At 64.8% G+C, this 13456-nt stretch carries 18 protein-coding genes; 9 read left to right on the forward strand and 9 right to left on the reverse strand.

The genetic code is table 11. The annotated features are described in order from the left end of the window. Window positions 1–24 precede the first annotated feature (24 nt). The 5 genes from Q0897_RS13045 to Q0897_RS13065 are packed head-to-tail and all read right to left on the reverse strand — an operon-like array spanning window position 25 to window position 3834. On the reverse strand, window positions 25–462 hold the full coding sequence (locus tag Q0897_RS13045; RefSeq protein WP_299309920.1) for an HK97 family phage prohead protease: 438 nt from the start codon (window positions 460–462) through the stop codon (window positions 25–27). A gap of 50 nt (window positions 463–512) precedes the next feature. Next, window positions 513–821, reverse strand: a complete 309-nt coding sequence (locus tag Q0897_RS13050; RefSeq protein ID WP_202086258.1) for a DUF6127 family protein — start codon at window positions 819–821, stop codon at window positions 513–515. Next, entirely contained in the window at window positions 818–2005 is a 1188-nt protein-coding gene (locus Q0897_RS13055; protein WP_299309879.1) for a phage portal protein, read from the reverse strand. Before Q0897_RS13055 ends, Q0897_RS13050 begins: the two co-directional genes overlap by 4 nt. Before the next feature lie 9 nt (window positions 2006–2014). Then, on the reverse strand, window positions 2015–3343 hold the full coding sequence (locus Q0897_RS13060) for a terminase family protein (RefSeq protein ID WP_299309880.1): 1329 nt from the start codon (window positions 3341–3343) through the stop codon (window positions 2015–2017). Then, a complete protein-coding gene (locus Q0897_RS13065; RefSeq protein WP_202086255.1) occupies window positions 3340–3834 on the reverse strand; it encodes a hypothetical protein in 495 nt (164 codons plus the stop codon). The genes Q0897_RS13060 and Q0897_RS13065 overlap by 4 nt, the downstream gene beginning before the upstream one ends. A gap of 215 nt (window positions 3835–4049) precedes the next feature. Here Q0897_RS13065 and Q0897_RS13070 point away from each other — a divergent pair, with 215 nt between their 5' ends. Beyond that, window positions 4050–4697, forward strand: a complete 648-nt coding sequence (locus tag Q0897_RS13070; protein ID WP_299309921.1) for a YqaA family protein — start codon at window positions 4050–4052, stop codon at window positions 4695–4697. An 18-nt stretch (window positions 4698–4715) separates the two neighbouring features. Here Q0897_RS13070 and Q0897_RS13075 read toward each other — a convergent pair whose 3' ends face one another. From Q0897_RS13075 to Q0897_RS13085, 3 genes are all read right to left on the reverse strand, one after another. Further along, complete coding sequence (locus Q0897_RS13075; protein WP_299309881.1) at window positions 4716–5975, reverse strand: aminotransferase class I/II-fold pyridoxal phosphate-dependent enzyme; 1260 nt, start codon at window positions 5973–5975, stop codon at window positions 4716–4718. Window positions 5976–5979: 4 nt separating this feature from the next. After that, window positions 5980–6222 (reverse strand): acyl carrier protein, encoded by a 243-nt coding sequence (locus Q0897_RS13080; protein ID WP_202086253.1) that lies wholly within the window; start codon window positions 6220–6222, stop codon window positions 5980–5982. 139 nt (window positions 6223–6361) lie between these two features. After that, window positions 6362–6742, reverse strand: coding sequence for a response regulator (locus Q0897_RS13085; protein ID WP_299309882.1), 381 nt, complete (start codon window positions 6740–6742; stop codon window positions 6362–6364). Window positions 6743–6820: 78 nt separating this feature from the next. Between Q0897_RS13085 and Q0897_RS13090 the strand changes: the two genes are divergently transcribed. Genes Q0897_RS13090 through Q0897_RS13110 form a run of 5 tightly spaced genes read left to right on the forward strand, consistent with a single transcriptional unit; the run spans window position 6821 to window position 10079 of the window. After that, window positions 6821–7105, forward strand: coding sequence for a DUF3572 domain-containing protein (locus Q0897_RS13090; protein WP_299309883.1), 285 nt, complete (start codon window positions 6821–6823; stop codon window positions 7103–7105). Beyond that, on the forward strand, window positions 7102–7731 hold the full coding sequence (locus tag Q0897_RS13095; protein WP_299309884.1) for an HAD family hydrolase: 630 nt from the start codon (window positions 7102–7104) through the stop codon (window positions 7729–7731). The genes Q0897_RS13090 and Q0897_RS13095 overlap by 4 nt, the downstream gene beginning before the upstream one ends. Next, complete coding sequence (locus Q0897_RS13100) at window positions 7728–8198, forward strand: RidA family protein (RefSeq protein WP_299309885.1); 471 nt, start codon at window positions 7728–7730, stop codon at window positions 8196–8198. The genes Q0897_RS13095 and Q0897_RS13100 overlap by 4 nt, the downstream gene beginning before the upstream one ends. Window positions 8199–8202: 4 nt before the next feature. Next, window positions 8203–8940 carry a glycerophosphodiester phosphodiesterase family protein gene (locus Q0897_RS13105; protein ID WP_299309886.1) on the forward strand — a complete coding sequence of 246 codons (738 nt, stop codon included), beginning with the start codon at window positions 8203–8205 and terminating at the stop codon, window positions 8938–8940. Beyond that, window positions 8937–10079, forward strand: coding sequence for a GNAT family N-acetyltransferase (locus Q0897_RS13110; protein ID WP_299309887.1), 1143 nt, complete (start codon window positions 8937–8939; stop codon window positions 10077–10079). Before Q0897_RS13105 ends, Q0897_RS13110 begins: the two co-directional genes overlap by 4 nt. A gap of 12 nt (window positions 10080–10091) precedes the next feature. Here the strand turns inward: Q0897_RS13110 and Q0897_RS16110 are convergent, their stop codons facing one another. Next, window positions 10092–10514, reverse strand: coding sequence for a hypothetical protein (locus Q0897_RS16110; protein ID WP_366519936.1), 423 nt, complete (start codon window positions 10512–10514; stop codon window positions 10092–10094). Between the two features lie 290 nt (window positions 10515–10804). Here Q0897_RS16110 and dksA point away from each other — a divergent pair, with 290 nt between their 5' ends. The 3 genes from dksA to Q0897_RS13130 all read left to right on the forward strand — a co-directional run bounded on the left by dksA (window position 10805) and on the right by Q0897_RS13130 (window position 13377). Next, window positions 10805–11260: an RNA polymerase-binding protein DksA gene (dksA, locus tag Q0897_RS13120; protein WP_202086237.1), complete on the forward strand. Its 456-nt coding sequence runs from the start codon at window positions 10805–10807 to the stop codon at window positions 11258–11260. Window positions 11261–11436: 176 nt separating this feature from the next. After that, window positions 11437–11805: a PilZ domain-containing protein gene (locus Q0897_RS13125; protein ID WP_299309888.1), complete on the forward strand. Its 369-nt coding sequence runs from the start codon at window positions 11437–11439 to the stop codon at window positions 11803–11805. A gap of 78 nt (window positions 11806–11883) precedes the next feature. After that, on the forward strand, window positions 11884–13377 hold the full coding sequence (locus Q0897_RS13130) for an ABC transporter substrate-binding protein (protein ID WP_299309889.1): 1494 nt from the start codon (window positions 11884–11886) through the stop codon (window positions 13375–13377). Window positions 13378–13456 lie beyond the last annotated feature (79 nt).

The raw sequence follows: 13456 nt of genomic DNA on the forward strand, positions 1-13456 counted from the left end.
TCGGGCTGCGGTCGCAGCGGTCGGTCAGGTCACGAAATGCACACGGGCGCCGTGCTGCATGGGCCGGGTCACGAGGCTGACCTCGAAAAGATCGACGACCTGCAACTCGCGTCCTTCACCGCCATCGTCGAGCCGGGTCGTCGATGACGCGCCGGTCCGATAGCCGAATGACAGGCCGGAGAGGGACCCTTTGCGAAGCAGTTTCGCGGCCATGCTGTCGGGATTGTCGATCCGCGCCACGACCCGCAGACCGCGTTCGTCCTCGGTAATTCTCTCGACCCAGCCGATACGCTGGTCGGGCCGGTGCTGCCACAGGAGCGGCACGGCCTCGCCGCTCAGCCTGCGTTGCGCAAGGCTGCGCGAAAAAGCCCCTCTGCGTATGACATCGCGGCCGGCATCGGGCGTATCGAAGAGCGCGGCATAGCCTGCAAATCGGATTGCGCCGAAATCGTCCGTCGGCATGCGGGTCAGCGCCGGCGGGAGCGCCGAGGCATCAATTGCGGTTTCCAGTCTCATCGAAAAATCTCCCCCGCGCCGAGACGCATGGCAATGGCAAACAGCAGCAGGGCGAGAATCCCGCGCACCGTCCATTCGATCACGGCCTTCCACGCGCTGCGCTTCGCATCGCGCCAGGCCCGCAGCAATTCGCGCAATTCGGCAAGATCGCCATGCGCGGTCGCATCGTCGAGACCCATGCGGGTCAACACGCGCGCCGCGCCAAGCTCGCTCGCCTCCTCCACGACGGCGCGCATCGTCACCAGATCGCCGCCTGTGTCCTCTGCCTGCGCGATGAGCCGGGCAAGCATGTCTTCACGGTTCATTTGGTACCGTCCTTTCCGGGCTTGCCGCTCTCTACCGCCGGTTCGCGCGGCGGCAGGCCCAGCATCGCGCGCTTTTCATCCTCGGTCAGGAAATCGGCGTCGTTGACCTGGCTCCACAGCTTCTCCCGGTCTTCGGAAAGCGCCGGCACGCGGTCGAGATCGACCCGCAGCGAAACCTCCGGCCACCAGGCGACGAGCGCCTCGTTCAACGCATCGAGGATCTTCTTCGCCAGCGGCAACAGGGTCAGCCGCCACAGCGCGCGATTGGCCTCGCGATAGTTGGAATAGGTGTTGTCCCCCGGCAGGCCGAGCAGCATCGGCGGTACCCCGAAGGCGAGCGCGATATCGCGCGCCGCCGACGATTTCAGCGTGGCGAAATCCATGTCGGCCGGCGACATCGACAGGCTCTGCCATTTGAGTCCACCTTCGAGCAGCATGGGCCGCCCGGCATTGCCGCTGCCCTGAAATGCACTGGCGAGTTCCGCCTTCAAGCGCTCGAACTGTTCCGAGGTGAGGGTCGACCCGTCCCCCGCATCGTAGACCATCGCGCCGGAGGGACGCGCCGCGTTTTCGAGCAGCATCCGGTTCCAGCGCGCCGCCGCATTGTGAATGGCGACCGATTGATGCGCCGCCGAAAGGCTGCCTGCGCCGTAATGATCGTCGCCTGGGTGGAAGGTGCGGATATGCACGACATTGGGATGCTGCGTGTCATCCTCCACCGGGAGCGTCACGAGGTTTTCGCCCACGCGATAACGCCACGACCGGGGCCAGCCATCCGGGCCGGGATCCACCGTCATGCGTTCAGGGCGCAGCGCGAACAGTTCACAAGGCGTGCCGGTGGCATCCTTGATGATCTGCACATAGCCATTGCCATGAAGCAGAACCTGCGCGGCCAGCGTTTCGAGCAGCGATTGCCCCGCACTCGTCGCGGCGACGAGTTTCATCACCGTCTCGTCGGTCTGCGCCAGCGGGGTGCTTGCCACCCCTTCGGCCACCATGCGCACGGCGCGCTGCGCCACCGGATTGTCCAGGAACGCAGAGCTTACCGAATTGCGGTATTCGTAAGGCGCAGCCCCCGGCCCCGCATCGGCGAACAGCCAGGGCGAGGCGAAGGGCGGCGCCAGAGGCGGACGCGCGGCCGGGGCGGCCTTGAAGGCCGCGCCCAGCGTTTCGAGAAATGACATAAAAGGCTCCTATTGCACCCAGATTCGCGGGCGTCCGGATGGACTCAGCATCAATTCGGTCAGCGCCCAGACCAGCGCATCCGCCCGGTCGGGCGACCGGCCCGGGCCGTGATATTCGCCCCCGGACACCAGCGCGCACATTTCGTCTTCGACTTCGGCGAACACGCCCTGGTGGCGGACGCGCCCCGCTTCGTAGAGCGCGGCAACCGGTTCGGCGCGCGCGACCTTTCCGCGGCTGGCATGGACCAGCTTGATCGGCAGGTTCACATCGGCGGCGCGCATGACGCTTTCCACCATCGCGCCGCCCTGGTTGGCCTCGGCGACGACGCGGTCCGCGTTCCACATGCGCGCCGCCCCCGCCGCCGCCCGCGCCCATTGTTCGGGCGTGGGCTTGACGACGGAACAATCGGCCAGGACGCGTGCGATGCCGTCGGTGCCCAATCCGACCACGACAATACCGCACGCATCCCCTTTCGCGCTGGCCGGCGGATCGACGCCGACGACCACGCGCTCCATGGCGACCCCCGCCGTCTCGCGGCAGTTTTCGAGCATGTCGCGGGTCCACAAGGCGCCCTCGACATCCTCGAGCAATACGCCTTCAAGCTCTTGTCGCCCGATGGCGCTGCGGCCGAAATCGGCGCGAATATCCTTCAGAAAGCGGGCCGGGAGATTGGCCGCATTCTCATAGCTCGTGCCCCGCGTGACGATGGTTTCGCCCGTCGTCTCGCCGGCCATCAGCCGTTTGAGCAATTCGACGGACTTCGGCGTCGTCGTCGCCAGAACCTGCGGACACTCGCCAAGCCGAAGCCCCAGCATCAGATTGTCCCACGCCCGCGTCGCCCGCTCCCCGGCGATCTCCCATTTCGCGATCTCGTCGCACCATGCATGGCTATGCTGCGGACCGCGCAGGCCTTCGGGCTCGGCGGCGGAATAAAGCCACGCCTGCGCCCCCGTCGGCCAGGTCAGCCGGCGCAGCGAGGGTTCGAAAACGGGGCGGCGATGGGGAGGGGATGTGGCCAGTATTCCACTTTCCCCTTCCACCATTACCGCCCGCGTCTCCGCCAGCGACGCCCCGACGAGCGCGATACGCGCCTCCGGGTTGCGGCGGACGACCATGCGGACCCACTCTGCGCCGGCGCGGGTCTTTCCGAACCCGCGCCCGGCACAGATGAGCCACGTCCGCCAGTCTCCCGGCGGCGGCAATTGTTCGGGCCTCGCCCAAAGTTCCCAGTGCCAGCGCAGCTCCTCCCGCTCTGCATCGTCGAACAGATCGAGGACGGTAAGGCGGTCCTTTGCCGGAAGCGTGAGCAGCCAGTTGAGCCTGTCGGCGAGCCTCATCCGTGATCGGACGGCGAAATGTTGCCATTTTGTTCGCCATCACTTCCCAGCAATTCGTCGGCGGCGCGCATGCGTTCGCGCATCCGGTCGAGCTTCGCATTGATCGAGGCCAGCGTCGCTTCCTCGTCCTTCTGGTCGCGAAGGGCGCGGGCCTTGCCGACCGACTGGCGATGCGCCGCGAGCAGGCGCAGGGCGTTGGCATTGTCGAACCGGCGTTTCTTGCGTGTCTTGGCGTCGCCCCCGTCGAGCTCGCCCGCCCGGAGCCGGTGCAGCAGATCCATTTCCATGGCATCGTATCCGTCGCACAGCGCATCGAACCATTGCCGTGCAAAGGCGGCCTCGGTGCGGCGAACGCGATAGACGGTACTGACATCGACGCCCGCGGCGCGGGCAGACAAAGCCACATTCGACGATTGCGACAGCTTTTCGAGAAAAGCCGGGCGCCAGTCCTTTGCCGGAACCGACGTGTTGTCCTGGTTTGCCTTGGGCATGGCGTTCTCCGATGTTGCTGACACCGCGTGAACATCGGCGCCGTCCCCCCGGCCGCCGACTCGGTCTATCGCGATGTTCTTCTTTCCTAACCAAAGAGCGTGACGATGTCAATATAAAAGTGCCATATAGGTTATAAGCACCGGTTTTCGCTCTGTCACTGAAAGCCGATATTGCCTAAGGCGACGCTTCACTGGGGAATTGACGAGCCATGCGCCTGCTTCGCGATCTTTACGAATGGACGGTCGAAAAGGCCCGGCATCGGCATGCCGAACGCTGGCTCGCGCTGATCTCCTTCATGGAATCGAGCTTTTTCCCCATACCGCCGCATCCCTTGCTCGGCCTGATGTGCCTTGCCCGGCCGGAGCGGGCCATCCGCTATGCCGCGATCACGACGGCGGCCTCGGTCGTCGGGGCGCTGTTCGGCTATGCGATCGGCTATTTTCTGTATGAGCTGATCGGGCAGGCGCTGCTCGGCGCGCTCGGTCTTGCCGACAAGTTCCCGATCGCGGCGTGCTATCTCCGGGAAAAGGACTGGGAGATCATTCTGGTCGCCGGGTCGACGCCAGTGCCCTTCAAGTTGCTGACGATCACGGCCGGCTTCATCGAGATGGCGCTTGTCCCCTTCGTGCTGGCGAGCATCGCGGGCAGGGCGCTGATCTTCATGACGGTGGGTATTCTGTTCCGCGTTTTCGGCGCCCCGATAAAGCGGTTCATCGACAAATATCTGGGGCTTCTCACCACCGTCTTCATCGTGCTTCTGGTCGGCGGCTTCGTCGCGCTGTCCTTCATCGGCGGGGACGGGGAAGGTCCGGCCAGCGCCTGCGAAGCGGCGACCAGCGTACAACGCAGCGACGCACCATGAACGCCGGGCAGGCCGGGATCAGATGATCCCGACCGCCTTGCCCGCCGCTTCGAACATGGCGAGAATCTGCCCGACTTGTTCTTCGGAATGTTCGGCACAGAGCGAGCAGCGCAGCAGTGTCATGTTCGCAGGCGTCGCCGGCGGCCGGGCGAGATTGACGTAAAGCCCCTCGCGCAAAAGCGCTTCCCACATGGCGGCGCCCTGCTCCAGATCGGGCATGATGACGGCGATGATCGCACTCTGCGGCGCATCGGTGCCGAGCGTGAAGCCCAGCTCCTGCAGGCCGAGATGCAGGCGCCGCGAATTGGTCCACAGATGCTCGCGCTTCTCGCCCGCATGCATGAGCTTGCGGATGGAGGTCGTGGCCGTCGCAACCACGGACGGCGGCAGGCTCGCGGTGAAGACATAGGGCCGGCAGACCAGCCGCATGATCTCGAACTTGGGATGGTTGGAGACGCAGAAACCGCCGACGGTGCCGACGCTCTTCGAGAATGTGCCGATGATGAAATCGACGTCGTCCATGACGCCCGCCGCTTCGGCGACGCCGCGCCCGTTCGGACCGATGAAGCCCATCGAATGCGCTTCGTCGACGAGCACCATCGCGCCATGTTTCTTCGCGACGGCAACCATCTCCTGCAACGGTGCCACATCGCCCAGCATGGAATACACGCCTTCGAGAATGACGAGCTTGCCCGCGCCTTCGGGAATGCGCTTCAGCCGCTTTTCCATGGCATCGATGTCATTGTGCTTGAAGGGTACGACCTCGGCCTGACCCATCGCGCATCCGTCCCAGATCGACGCATGCGAATCGATGTCGAGCACGATGTAATCGCCCTTGCCCGCAATCGTCGAAATGATGCCGAGATTGGCCTGATACCCGGTCGAGAAGACCATGGCATGATCCATGGCGTAGAATTCGCGCAGCGCATCCTCGCATTCGCGGTGCCCGCTATAGGTGCCGTTCAGCACGCGGCTGCCGGTGGTGCCCGACCCGAAATCGTCGAGCGCGGTCTTGCCCGCCTCGATCACGTCGGGATCGAAGGTCATGCCCATGTAATTATAGGTGCCGAGCAGGATCGTTTCCCGCCCGTTGCAGACCGCCGTTACCGGCGAAAGCACGCGCTCCATCACCAGGCTGAACGGATCGGTCACCCCGGTGTCGAGCAGTTCGCGGCGCTGTTTCATCAACGGATCGAACTTGCTGAACAGATCGGCGACCGCGCCGTCCGGCTCCGCGACGGGCTCGGGCTTGTGCGGCTGTGCGCTCGCTTCGGTCATGGGATTACCCTTCGCGCAGCTTGGCCACGGCATCGACCAGCTGGCCGTAATTCTCGATCTCGGCCTGCTGATTCATGCTGATGATGATGTCGAATTCATCCTCCACCGCCGCGACGAAATCCATGACGGTCAGGCTGTCCCATTCCAGATCGTTGGCAAAGCTGGTGCTTTCGGTGATCTCGACGTTCTTCTTGTTGAACGGCTCGATGAGCGTATCGATGCGGGCCTTGGTATCTTCGCGGTCCATGGCGTGGACAATCTCCGGCAAACTGCGTCTGGCCGACGGGCAAAGCCGGGCGCGGCGCCGCTGTCAAGCTTCGCGGCGATCCGGAGCGCGCGCGGACAGGCCTCGCGATGCATTGCGAGCCGCGGGTATCGCGCGGGGTTCAGGCCGCGACGCACCCCTGCAGCAACCGGGTGACGGCCGCCATGAATGCCGCGATCGAAACAGGCTTCGCCAGATAGCCTTCCGCGCCCGCGACGCGGATCCGCTCCTCGTCACCCTTTCCGGCATAGGCTGTCACCGCGAGGACCGGCACGCTTTCCAGCCGGGCATCGCGGCGCATCGCCTCGATCAGCGAAATGCCCGACAACTCGGGAAGCTGTATGTCCATGATCACCAGATCGGGTGCGAAGGCGGCGGCCCGCTCGACGAAATCATTGCCGTCCGCATTGGATTCGACGAGATAGCCATGTGCGACCAGAAGATCGCAGAAAAGCTTGCGATTAAGATCGTTGTCCTCGACAACGAACACCCTATTCGTCACATCGGTCCCCTATCGGTGGTACGCGCCGATCGCGAAGATCGTTCGCTCCGAAAATGAACCACAGATGAACCTTTGGCAATGATTGATCCGAAAATAGACCTTGATGACGCCGAAATGACGGCGTTGCTGGCGCTTTCTTGGGTTCTCGCGGACGACACGCGGGCCGAACGCCTGCTTTCGCTGACCGGCCTGACGCCGGATTTCCTTCGCGAGGGATTGCGGGAACGCGGTGTGCAGCTCGCCGTTCTCGATTTTCTTGCCAATCACGAAAGCGATCTTCTGGCCGCCGCGGATGCCTTGCAATGCGAACCGGGACGCATCATCGCGGCACGCCACGCCCTGGGTGGAAGGAATTACGAATGAGCAAGCCGCTGGTCATCACCGACTGCGATGAGGTGCTGCTGCGCATGGTCGTGCATTTCCGCGACTGGCTGGACGAGGCGCACGATGTCGAATTCGACCTGTCACGCGGGTTTCTCGACGGGATGCGGCGACGGGGCAGCGACGCCGCGCTCGAGCAGGAAGAAATGTGGCGCTTGCTGAACGGGTTTTTCGATACCGAGATGCACCGGCAGGACGAAGTGCCCGGCGCCATCGCCGCCATGCATGCGCTGGCCGAGCAGGCGGAGGTCGTCGTGCTCACCAATCTCAACGATTTTCGCGCCGACGCCCGGACGAACCAATTGCGCGCTCTCGGCCTCGACGTGCCGGTCTACACCAATCAGGGGCCGAAGGGTCCAGCCCTCGCCAAGATCTTGGCCGAGCGCGGCGAGGACAGGCGCGCATTTTTCATCGACGATCTTTCGGTCCACCACAATTCGGTCGCCAAACTTGCGCCGCATGTGACGCGCCTGCATTTCGTGGGCGAACCGGGTGTCGCCGCCCATGTCGATTGCGCGTTCGAGGCGGGCGATGCCCATGCGCGGATCGATGATTGGGACGCGGCGCTGCCCTGGCTACTCGACCGTATGGAAAAGGAAAACGCATGACCGAAACCGAAATCGAGGCACGGCTGGCCAAGCTCGGCATCGTCCTTCCCGAAGCTGCCGCCGCCGTCGCAAGCTACGTTCCGGCGGTCGAGGCGAATGGCACGCTGCATATTTCGGGGCAGCTTCCGTTCGTGAATGGCGATATCGTGAAGGGGCGGCTCGGCGAATCGCTTTCGCTCGACGAAGGGGTGGCCGCGGCGCGTGCGTGCGGCATCATGATCCTGGCGCAGGCGAAAAAGGCGCTGGGCGCTCTCGACAGGATCGAGCGCGTCGTCAAACTCGGCGCTTTCGTCAATTCCACGCCGGATTTCACGGATCAGCCGAAGGTCGCCAACGGGGCTTCCGAATTGATGTTCGACGTTCTGGGCGAGGCGGGGCGCCACGCTCGCAGCGCGGTGGGCGTGCCGGTCCTGCCGCTGGGCGCCGGGGTCGAGATTGACGCTATTCTGCAGATCCGCGCCGGCTGAACCCGTGGCGACGCGGGCGGATTTTCGCTGGCTCGGCGAGTGGCGCTATGCCCATCGCGGCCTGCACGGCGATGGCTGCCCGGAAAATTCCCGCGCTGCGATCGAGGCGGCCGTCGCACGCGGATACGGCATCGAATGCGATGTGCAGGCGAGCCGCGACGGCCATGCCATGGTCTTCCACGACTGGACACTGGAGCGGCTGACCGACCGGACCGGAGCCTTGCGCGATTTCGACGCTGCCGGGCTGGAGCCGATCGGCCTGCGTGGCGGCGGCACGCTGTGGCGGCTGGAAACCTTGCTGCGCCGGGTCGCGGGGCGGGTTCCGGTGCTGATCGAGATCAAGTCGCACAAGACCATGCCGTCGCAGGGCTTGTGCCGCTCGGTGGCGCGGGCGCTGCGCCATTATCGCGGAAAGGCGGCGATCATGAGCTTTGACCGGGACATCGTCCGCTGGTTCGCGGATGTGGTGCCCAACCGTCCGCGCGGGCTTGTGACGGGGCGGCGCGAATATCGCGAATCCGGCGGCGCATTCGCCTTTCGCACCGCGCGATCGCTTGCAATCACGCGGTCGCGACCCGACTTCCTTGCATGTGACATTCGCGACCTTCCCGATCCCTTCATCGCCCGGCAAAGGGCGCGCGGCATGATCGCGCTCACCTGGACCGTGCGCACGAAGAAGCAGCGAAAGCTTGCGCAACGCAGCTGCGATGCGCCCATCGCGGAAGACAAGGGTATCGCGTGAACAAGAGCGCGACCATACGCTTGAACGGTTCGGTCGGTGCGCTCGACGCAGCGGCATGGGACGCGCTGAACCATGATGGCAACCCGTTCACCAGCCATCGTTTCCTGACCCTGCTTGAACAATCGGGCAGCGTCGGCGGGCGAAGCGGCTGGACCCCCTTGCCGATGACGCTTCACGCCGGGGAGTCGCCCGATGCGCCGATGCTGGGCGTGGTGCCCGCCTATTTAAAGGCGCATAGCCAGGGCGAATATGTATTCGATCACGGCTGGGCCGATGCGTGGGAACGGGCCGGCGGATCCTACTATCCCAAATTGCAGATCGCCGTCCCGTTTACGCCCGCAACCGGGCCGCGCGTCCTTGCCGCGGACGAGGACGTTGCGCTCACGCTGCTCGCCGCGGTTGAACGGTTTTGCGAAAGCGAAGGGCTGTCCTCCGCGCATGCCACCTTCGTCGCGCCGGAACAGCAGGCATTGTTCGAACGGGCCGGCTGGCTGCTGCGTCACGATATCCAGTTTCACTGGACCAATCGCGGCTACACCGATTTCGAGGCGTTTCTCGATTCGCTCGCCTCGCGAAAGCGCAAGGCCATCCGCAAGGAGCGCGCGCGCGCGGTCGAAGGACTCGAAATCCGCGACCTCGTCGGCGATGACATCCGCCCGGAACACTGGGACGCGTTCTGGCAGTTCTATCAGGATACGGGCGCGCGGAAATGGGGCACGCCCTACCTCACGCGGGAGGCGTTCGATCTGATCGGCGCCAGCATGGGCGAGGATGTGCTCCTGATGCTGGCATTCGAGGATGGAACGCCGGTGGCGGGCGCGCTCAATTTCATCGGGCCGGATGCGTTATACGGTCGTTACTGGGGCGCGCTCGTCGACAAGCCGTTCCTGCATTTCGAGCTTTGCTATTACCGGGCGATCGATGCCGCCATCGCACGCGGGCTTTCGCGGGTCGAGGCCGGCGCGCAGGGCTCGCACAAGCTGGCGCGGGGGTACGAACCGGTACGCACTACCTCGGCGCATTTCATACCCCACCCCGACTTTCGCCGCGCCGTCGCGGATTTCCTGCGCCAGGAAAGCGAGGGCATCGACGCGAGCAAATCCGCCCTGCAGGGCATGGCCCCGTTCAAGCGCGGCTAGCGGATCGGAGCCTCAGGCGGCGCGTTTCATCATCGTCGCCATGTGCGCGCGGGCCCGGCGCTGTGCTTCGCCGATTTCGCGGCTGCTCATCTCCTCGGCGATTTCGGAACGGCTGATCGCCGCCTCTTCATGGCCTGCCGCCGCGGCGATGTTGAACCATTTGTGCGCCTCGACCAGATCGCGGGGCGCACCGTTGGAACCCGTTGAAAACACCACGCCGAGGTCGAACAACGCATTGTGATCGCCCGCCGCATAGGCAGTCAGGCATTGATCGACCACCACGGCGACTCCCGGACCGCGGCCGCCGATGTGCGAAACGATAGCCGTGTCGTGCGGTTCGAATTGGTTGGAATACCCTATGTCGTCAGCCCCTCGTAAAACAGTGCCAAACCTTCCCGCCACCCCGTGGGTCGCGGCAGGGACAAGCTTGCGCATGTGGATCAAGAAGAGGTTAACGCGGGCTCGTTGCATGGGCTCTACTCCGGCAAAACGCTTTGTTATGACCCACAGATTACGCGGCTCGCGTTGCCGCGGCGTGACGGTATTTCACTTTCGCGACCGAAATGGATGGATTTCCCGGCGTTCGGGAAAGCTTAAGGGAGGCTGGGCTACGCGATGGGCCATCAGCATGCTTGTGCGCGGTATGGCTTGTAACTATAGCGCCGCGCCATGGGGAAGGCCGGGGCCACGCGCCCGGCCGGTGTCGCGATGGCGAGGAATGTGAAATGGACGGGGTTGGATCGGAACTGGACGTATTGGCCAAGGCGCGCCGCAAGGTGGAGGGCGATTACGTCCCGAGCGCGGACGAGCCATACATGAACGAGGATCAGCAGGAATTCTTTCGCAGCCTGCTGACCGAATGGAAAAATTCGATTTTCAACGCATCGGCCGGCACGCTGCAGCAATTGCAGGACGGACCGCTGCGCGAACCCGATCTCAATGATCGCGCCTCGAGCGAGACCGATTGGGGCATCGAACTGCGCACCCGCGACCGGCAGCGCAAGCTCATCGCCAAGATCGATTCGGCCCTGCGCCGCATCGACGAAGGCGAATACGGTTATTGCGAGGTGACGGGCGATCCCATTGGCATAGGCCGGCTGATCGCGCGCCCGGTCGCGACCATGACGGTGGAGGCACAGGAAGCGCACGAGCGTCGCGAAAAAATCTCCCGCGACGACTGAACCGGCGGGGGCAGGCGGGTGCGGCGGGGACTGTGCCTGTTTGGCACATCGGAAAGGCAGAATGCGCTGTGCTCTGGTATCCCGCTTCGTTAAATTTACTTTAACCTTTTGGCGGGAGTGTGTGCGACACTTCTTTTCAAACCGCGGGCAACGGCGGCTGCATTCGGGATAGGCACATGACACAAGGCGACAGCACCCAGATGACCGCCAAGGGCGTCAATTCCCGGCGTCATGAGCGCGAATCGCTGTTCCTCGTCACAGAGGTACGGCTGGAGCGCGACGGTGCGCCCTATCGGGTGAAGCTGCGCAATATCTCCGATGCGGGTACCCTTGCCGAAGGGGCGATGCGCGTGACGCGCGGACAGGCGATCTGGGTGACGCTGCCGCGGATCGGCTGGGTCGCGGGACAGGTTGCGTGGTCCGCCGGCGATCGCTGCGGCATCGCGTTCGACACGGAAATCGATTCGTCGCTGGTGCAATTTCCCATCGACGAAAGCGAACCCGCCCCGCGCGAAGGCGCGCTCGGCAACGTCTCGCCAAGCTGACCCTTTCAACTCGGCGCGTGCATCGCATGCGTGCATTTGGCTGCTGACCGGTGGGGGGCGTGCTGTTACGATGGCGCGATGAATCTTCCCTCCGCACGCAATCTCGCGTTTCTTTTCCATGCTGCGCCCGCGATCGCTCTTTGCGCTGCGCTGGCCGCGTGCGGGGCCGACCGGGACGGCGTGCTCGAAATCGCGATCGTGGGTGGGCGCGACGCGACATTGGCCGACACGCGCGGCTTCACGGCGGCGGGCGGCATGATCCGCGCCGCCACGCACGACGGTCTTGTCAGCTTTGACGCAGAAGGGTTGATACAGCCCGGCCTTGCCGAACGCTGGATCGTGACGGATGACGGGCTTAGCTATATTTTCCGGCTGGGGGAACGGCCCGGTCCGAGGGAAACCGATACCGAACGCGCCCGCGATGCCGAAGCGGTGGCCGATGCGCTGCGCAAGGCCATCGCCGCACAGGACGGCACGGCCTTCGGTCTCGACCTTGCCATCATCGACGAGGTCGTCGCGCGCACCGGCCGCGTGATCGAGATACGCCTGACCGCGCCCAACCCCGAATTCCTGAACCTCATGGCACAGCCGCAATTGTCGCTCGCCGATATTTCCGCCACGGACAAAGGGCTGTCGCTGGACGAAAAGCGGGACATGCTCGTGCTCGACGGGGCGCGCCGTCTTGCAGAGGATGGCACCGAAGAGCAGGCGCGCCCGCTCAACCTCCTCATCGCCGAGCCGGAACGGGCGGTCGCCATATTCCAGGCGGGGCGCGCCAATGTCATGCTCGGCGGTGCCATCGATGCCTTGCCGCATGTCGAGCTTGGCGGTCTGCTTCAGGGTGCGATCCGGCTCGATCCGGTAGTTGGCCTGTTCGGGCTGTCGGTGGCGCGGCGGGAGGACGGGTTTCTTTCGCTATCCGCCAATCGCGAGGCTCTTGCCATGGCGATCGATCGCAACGGGTTGATCCTGCCCTTCGGTATCGCGGGCGGCTGGGTGCCGACCACGCGGCTCGTCGCGCCCGGCCTGCCCGGCGACACCGGCATGGTGACCGAGCGGTGGGACGGGCTCGCGTTCGAGGAAAGGCAGGCCGTCGCCGCAGGCCAGGTTGCCCGCTGGCGCGCATCGGGACAGCCGCGACCGGCGGTGAGCGTAGCGCTGCCGCCGGGGCGGGGCGGCGAGATTTTGTTCGAAAGGTTGCGGAGCGATCTCGCCAATGTGGGGATCGCCCTGCGCATGGCGGATGATGCGGATGCCGACCTTCGCCTGATCGACGAGGTCGCCGATTACGACCGCGCGGACTGGTATCTCAACCGCTTCAACTGCACGGTGACCGACGCGCTCTGCTCCGAAGAGGCCGATGCGCTCGTCGCCTCGGCCCGAACGGAACCGGACCCGGCCATCCGCGCGCTCCTGCTCGCCAATGCGGAGGCGTTGCTGAGCGCGCAGAACGTGTTCGTGCCGTTCGGCCCGCCGGTGCGTTTTTCGCTGGTGCGCGGCGGGCTTGAGGGGTTTGCCGTCAATCGCTGGGGCGTGCACCCCTTGTCGGCGCTGTCGCGCGGCCCCAGTTAACACCCATGACCGAAGATCGCCCCGTTCCGCCCCATGGTCCACCCGTCGTCGGGAGGCCCACGCCTTATGAAGAGAGCGC

Source organism: uncultured Croceicoccus sp. (assembly GCF_947496385.1).
Lineage (GTDB): Bacteria > Pseudomonadota > Alphaproteobacteria > Sphingomonadales > Sphingomonadaceae > Croceicoccus.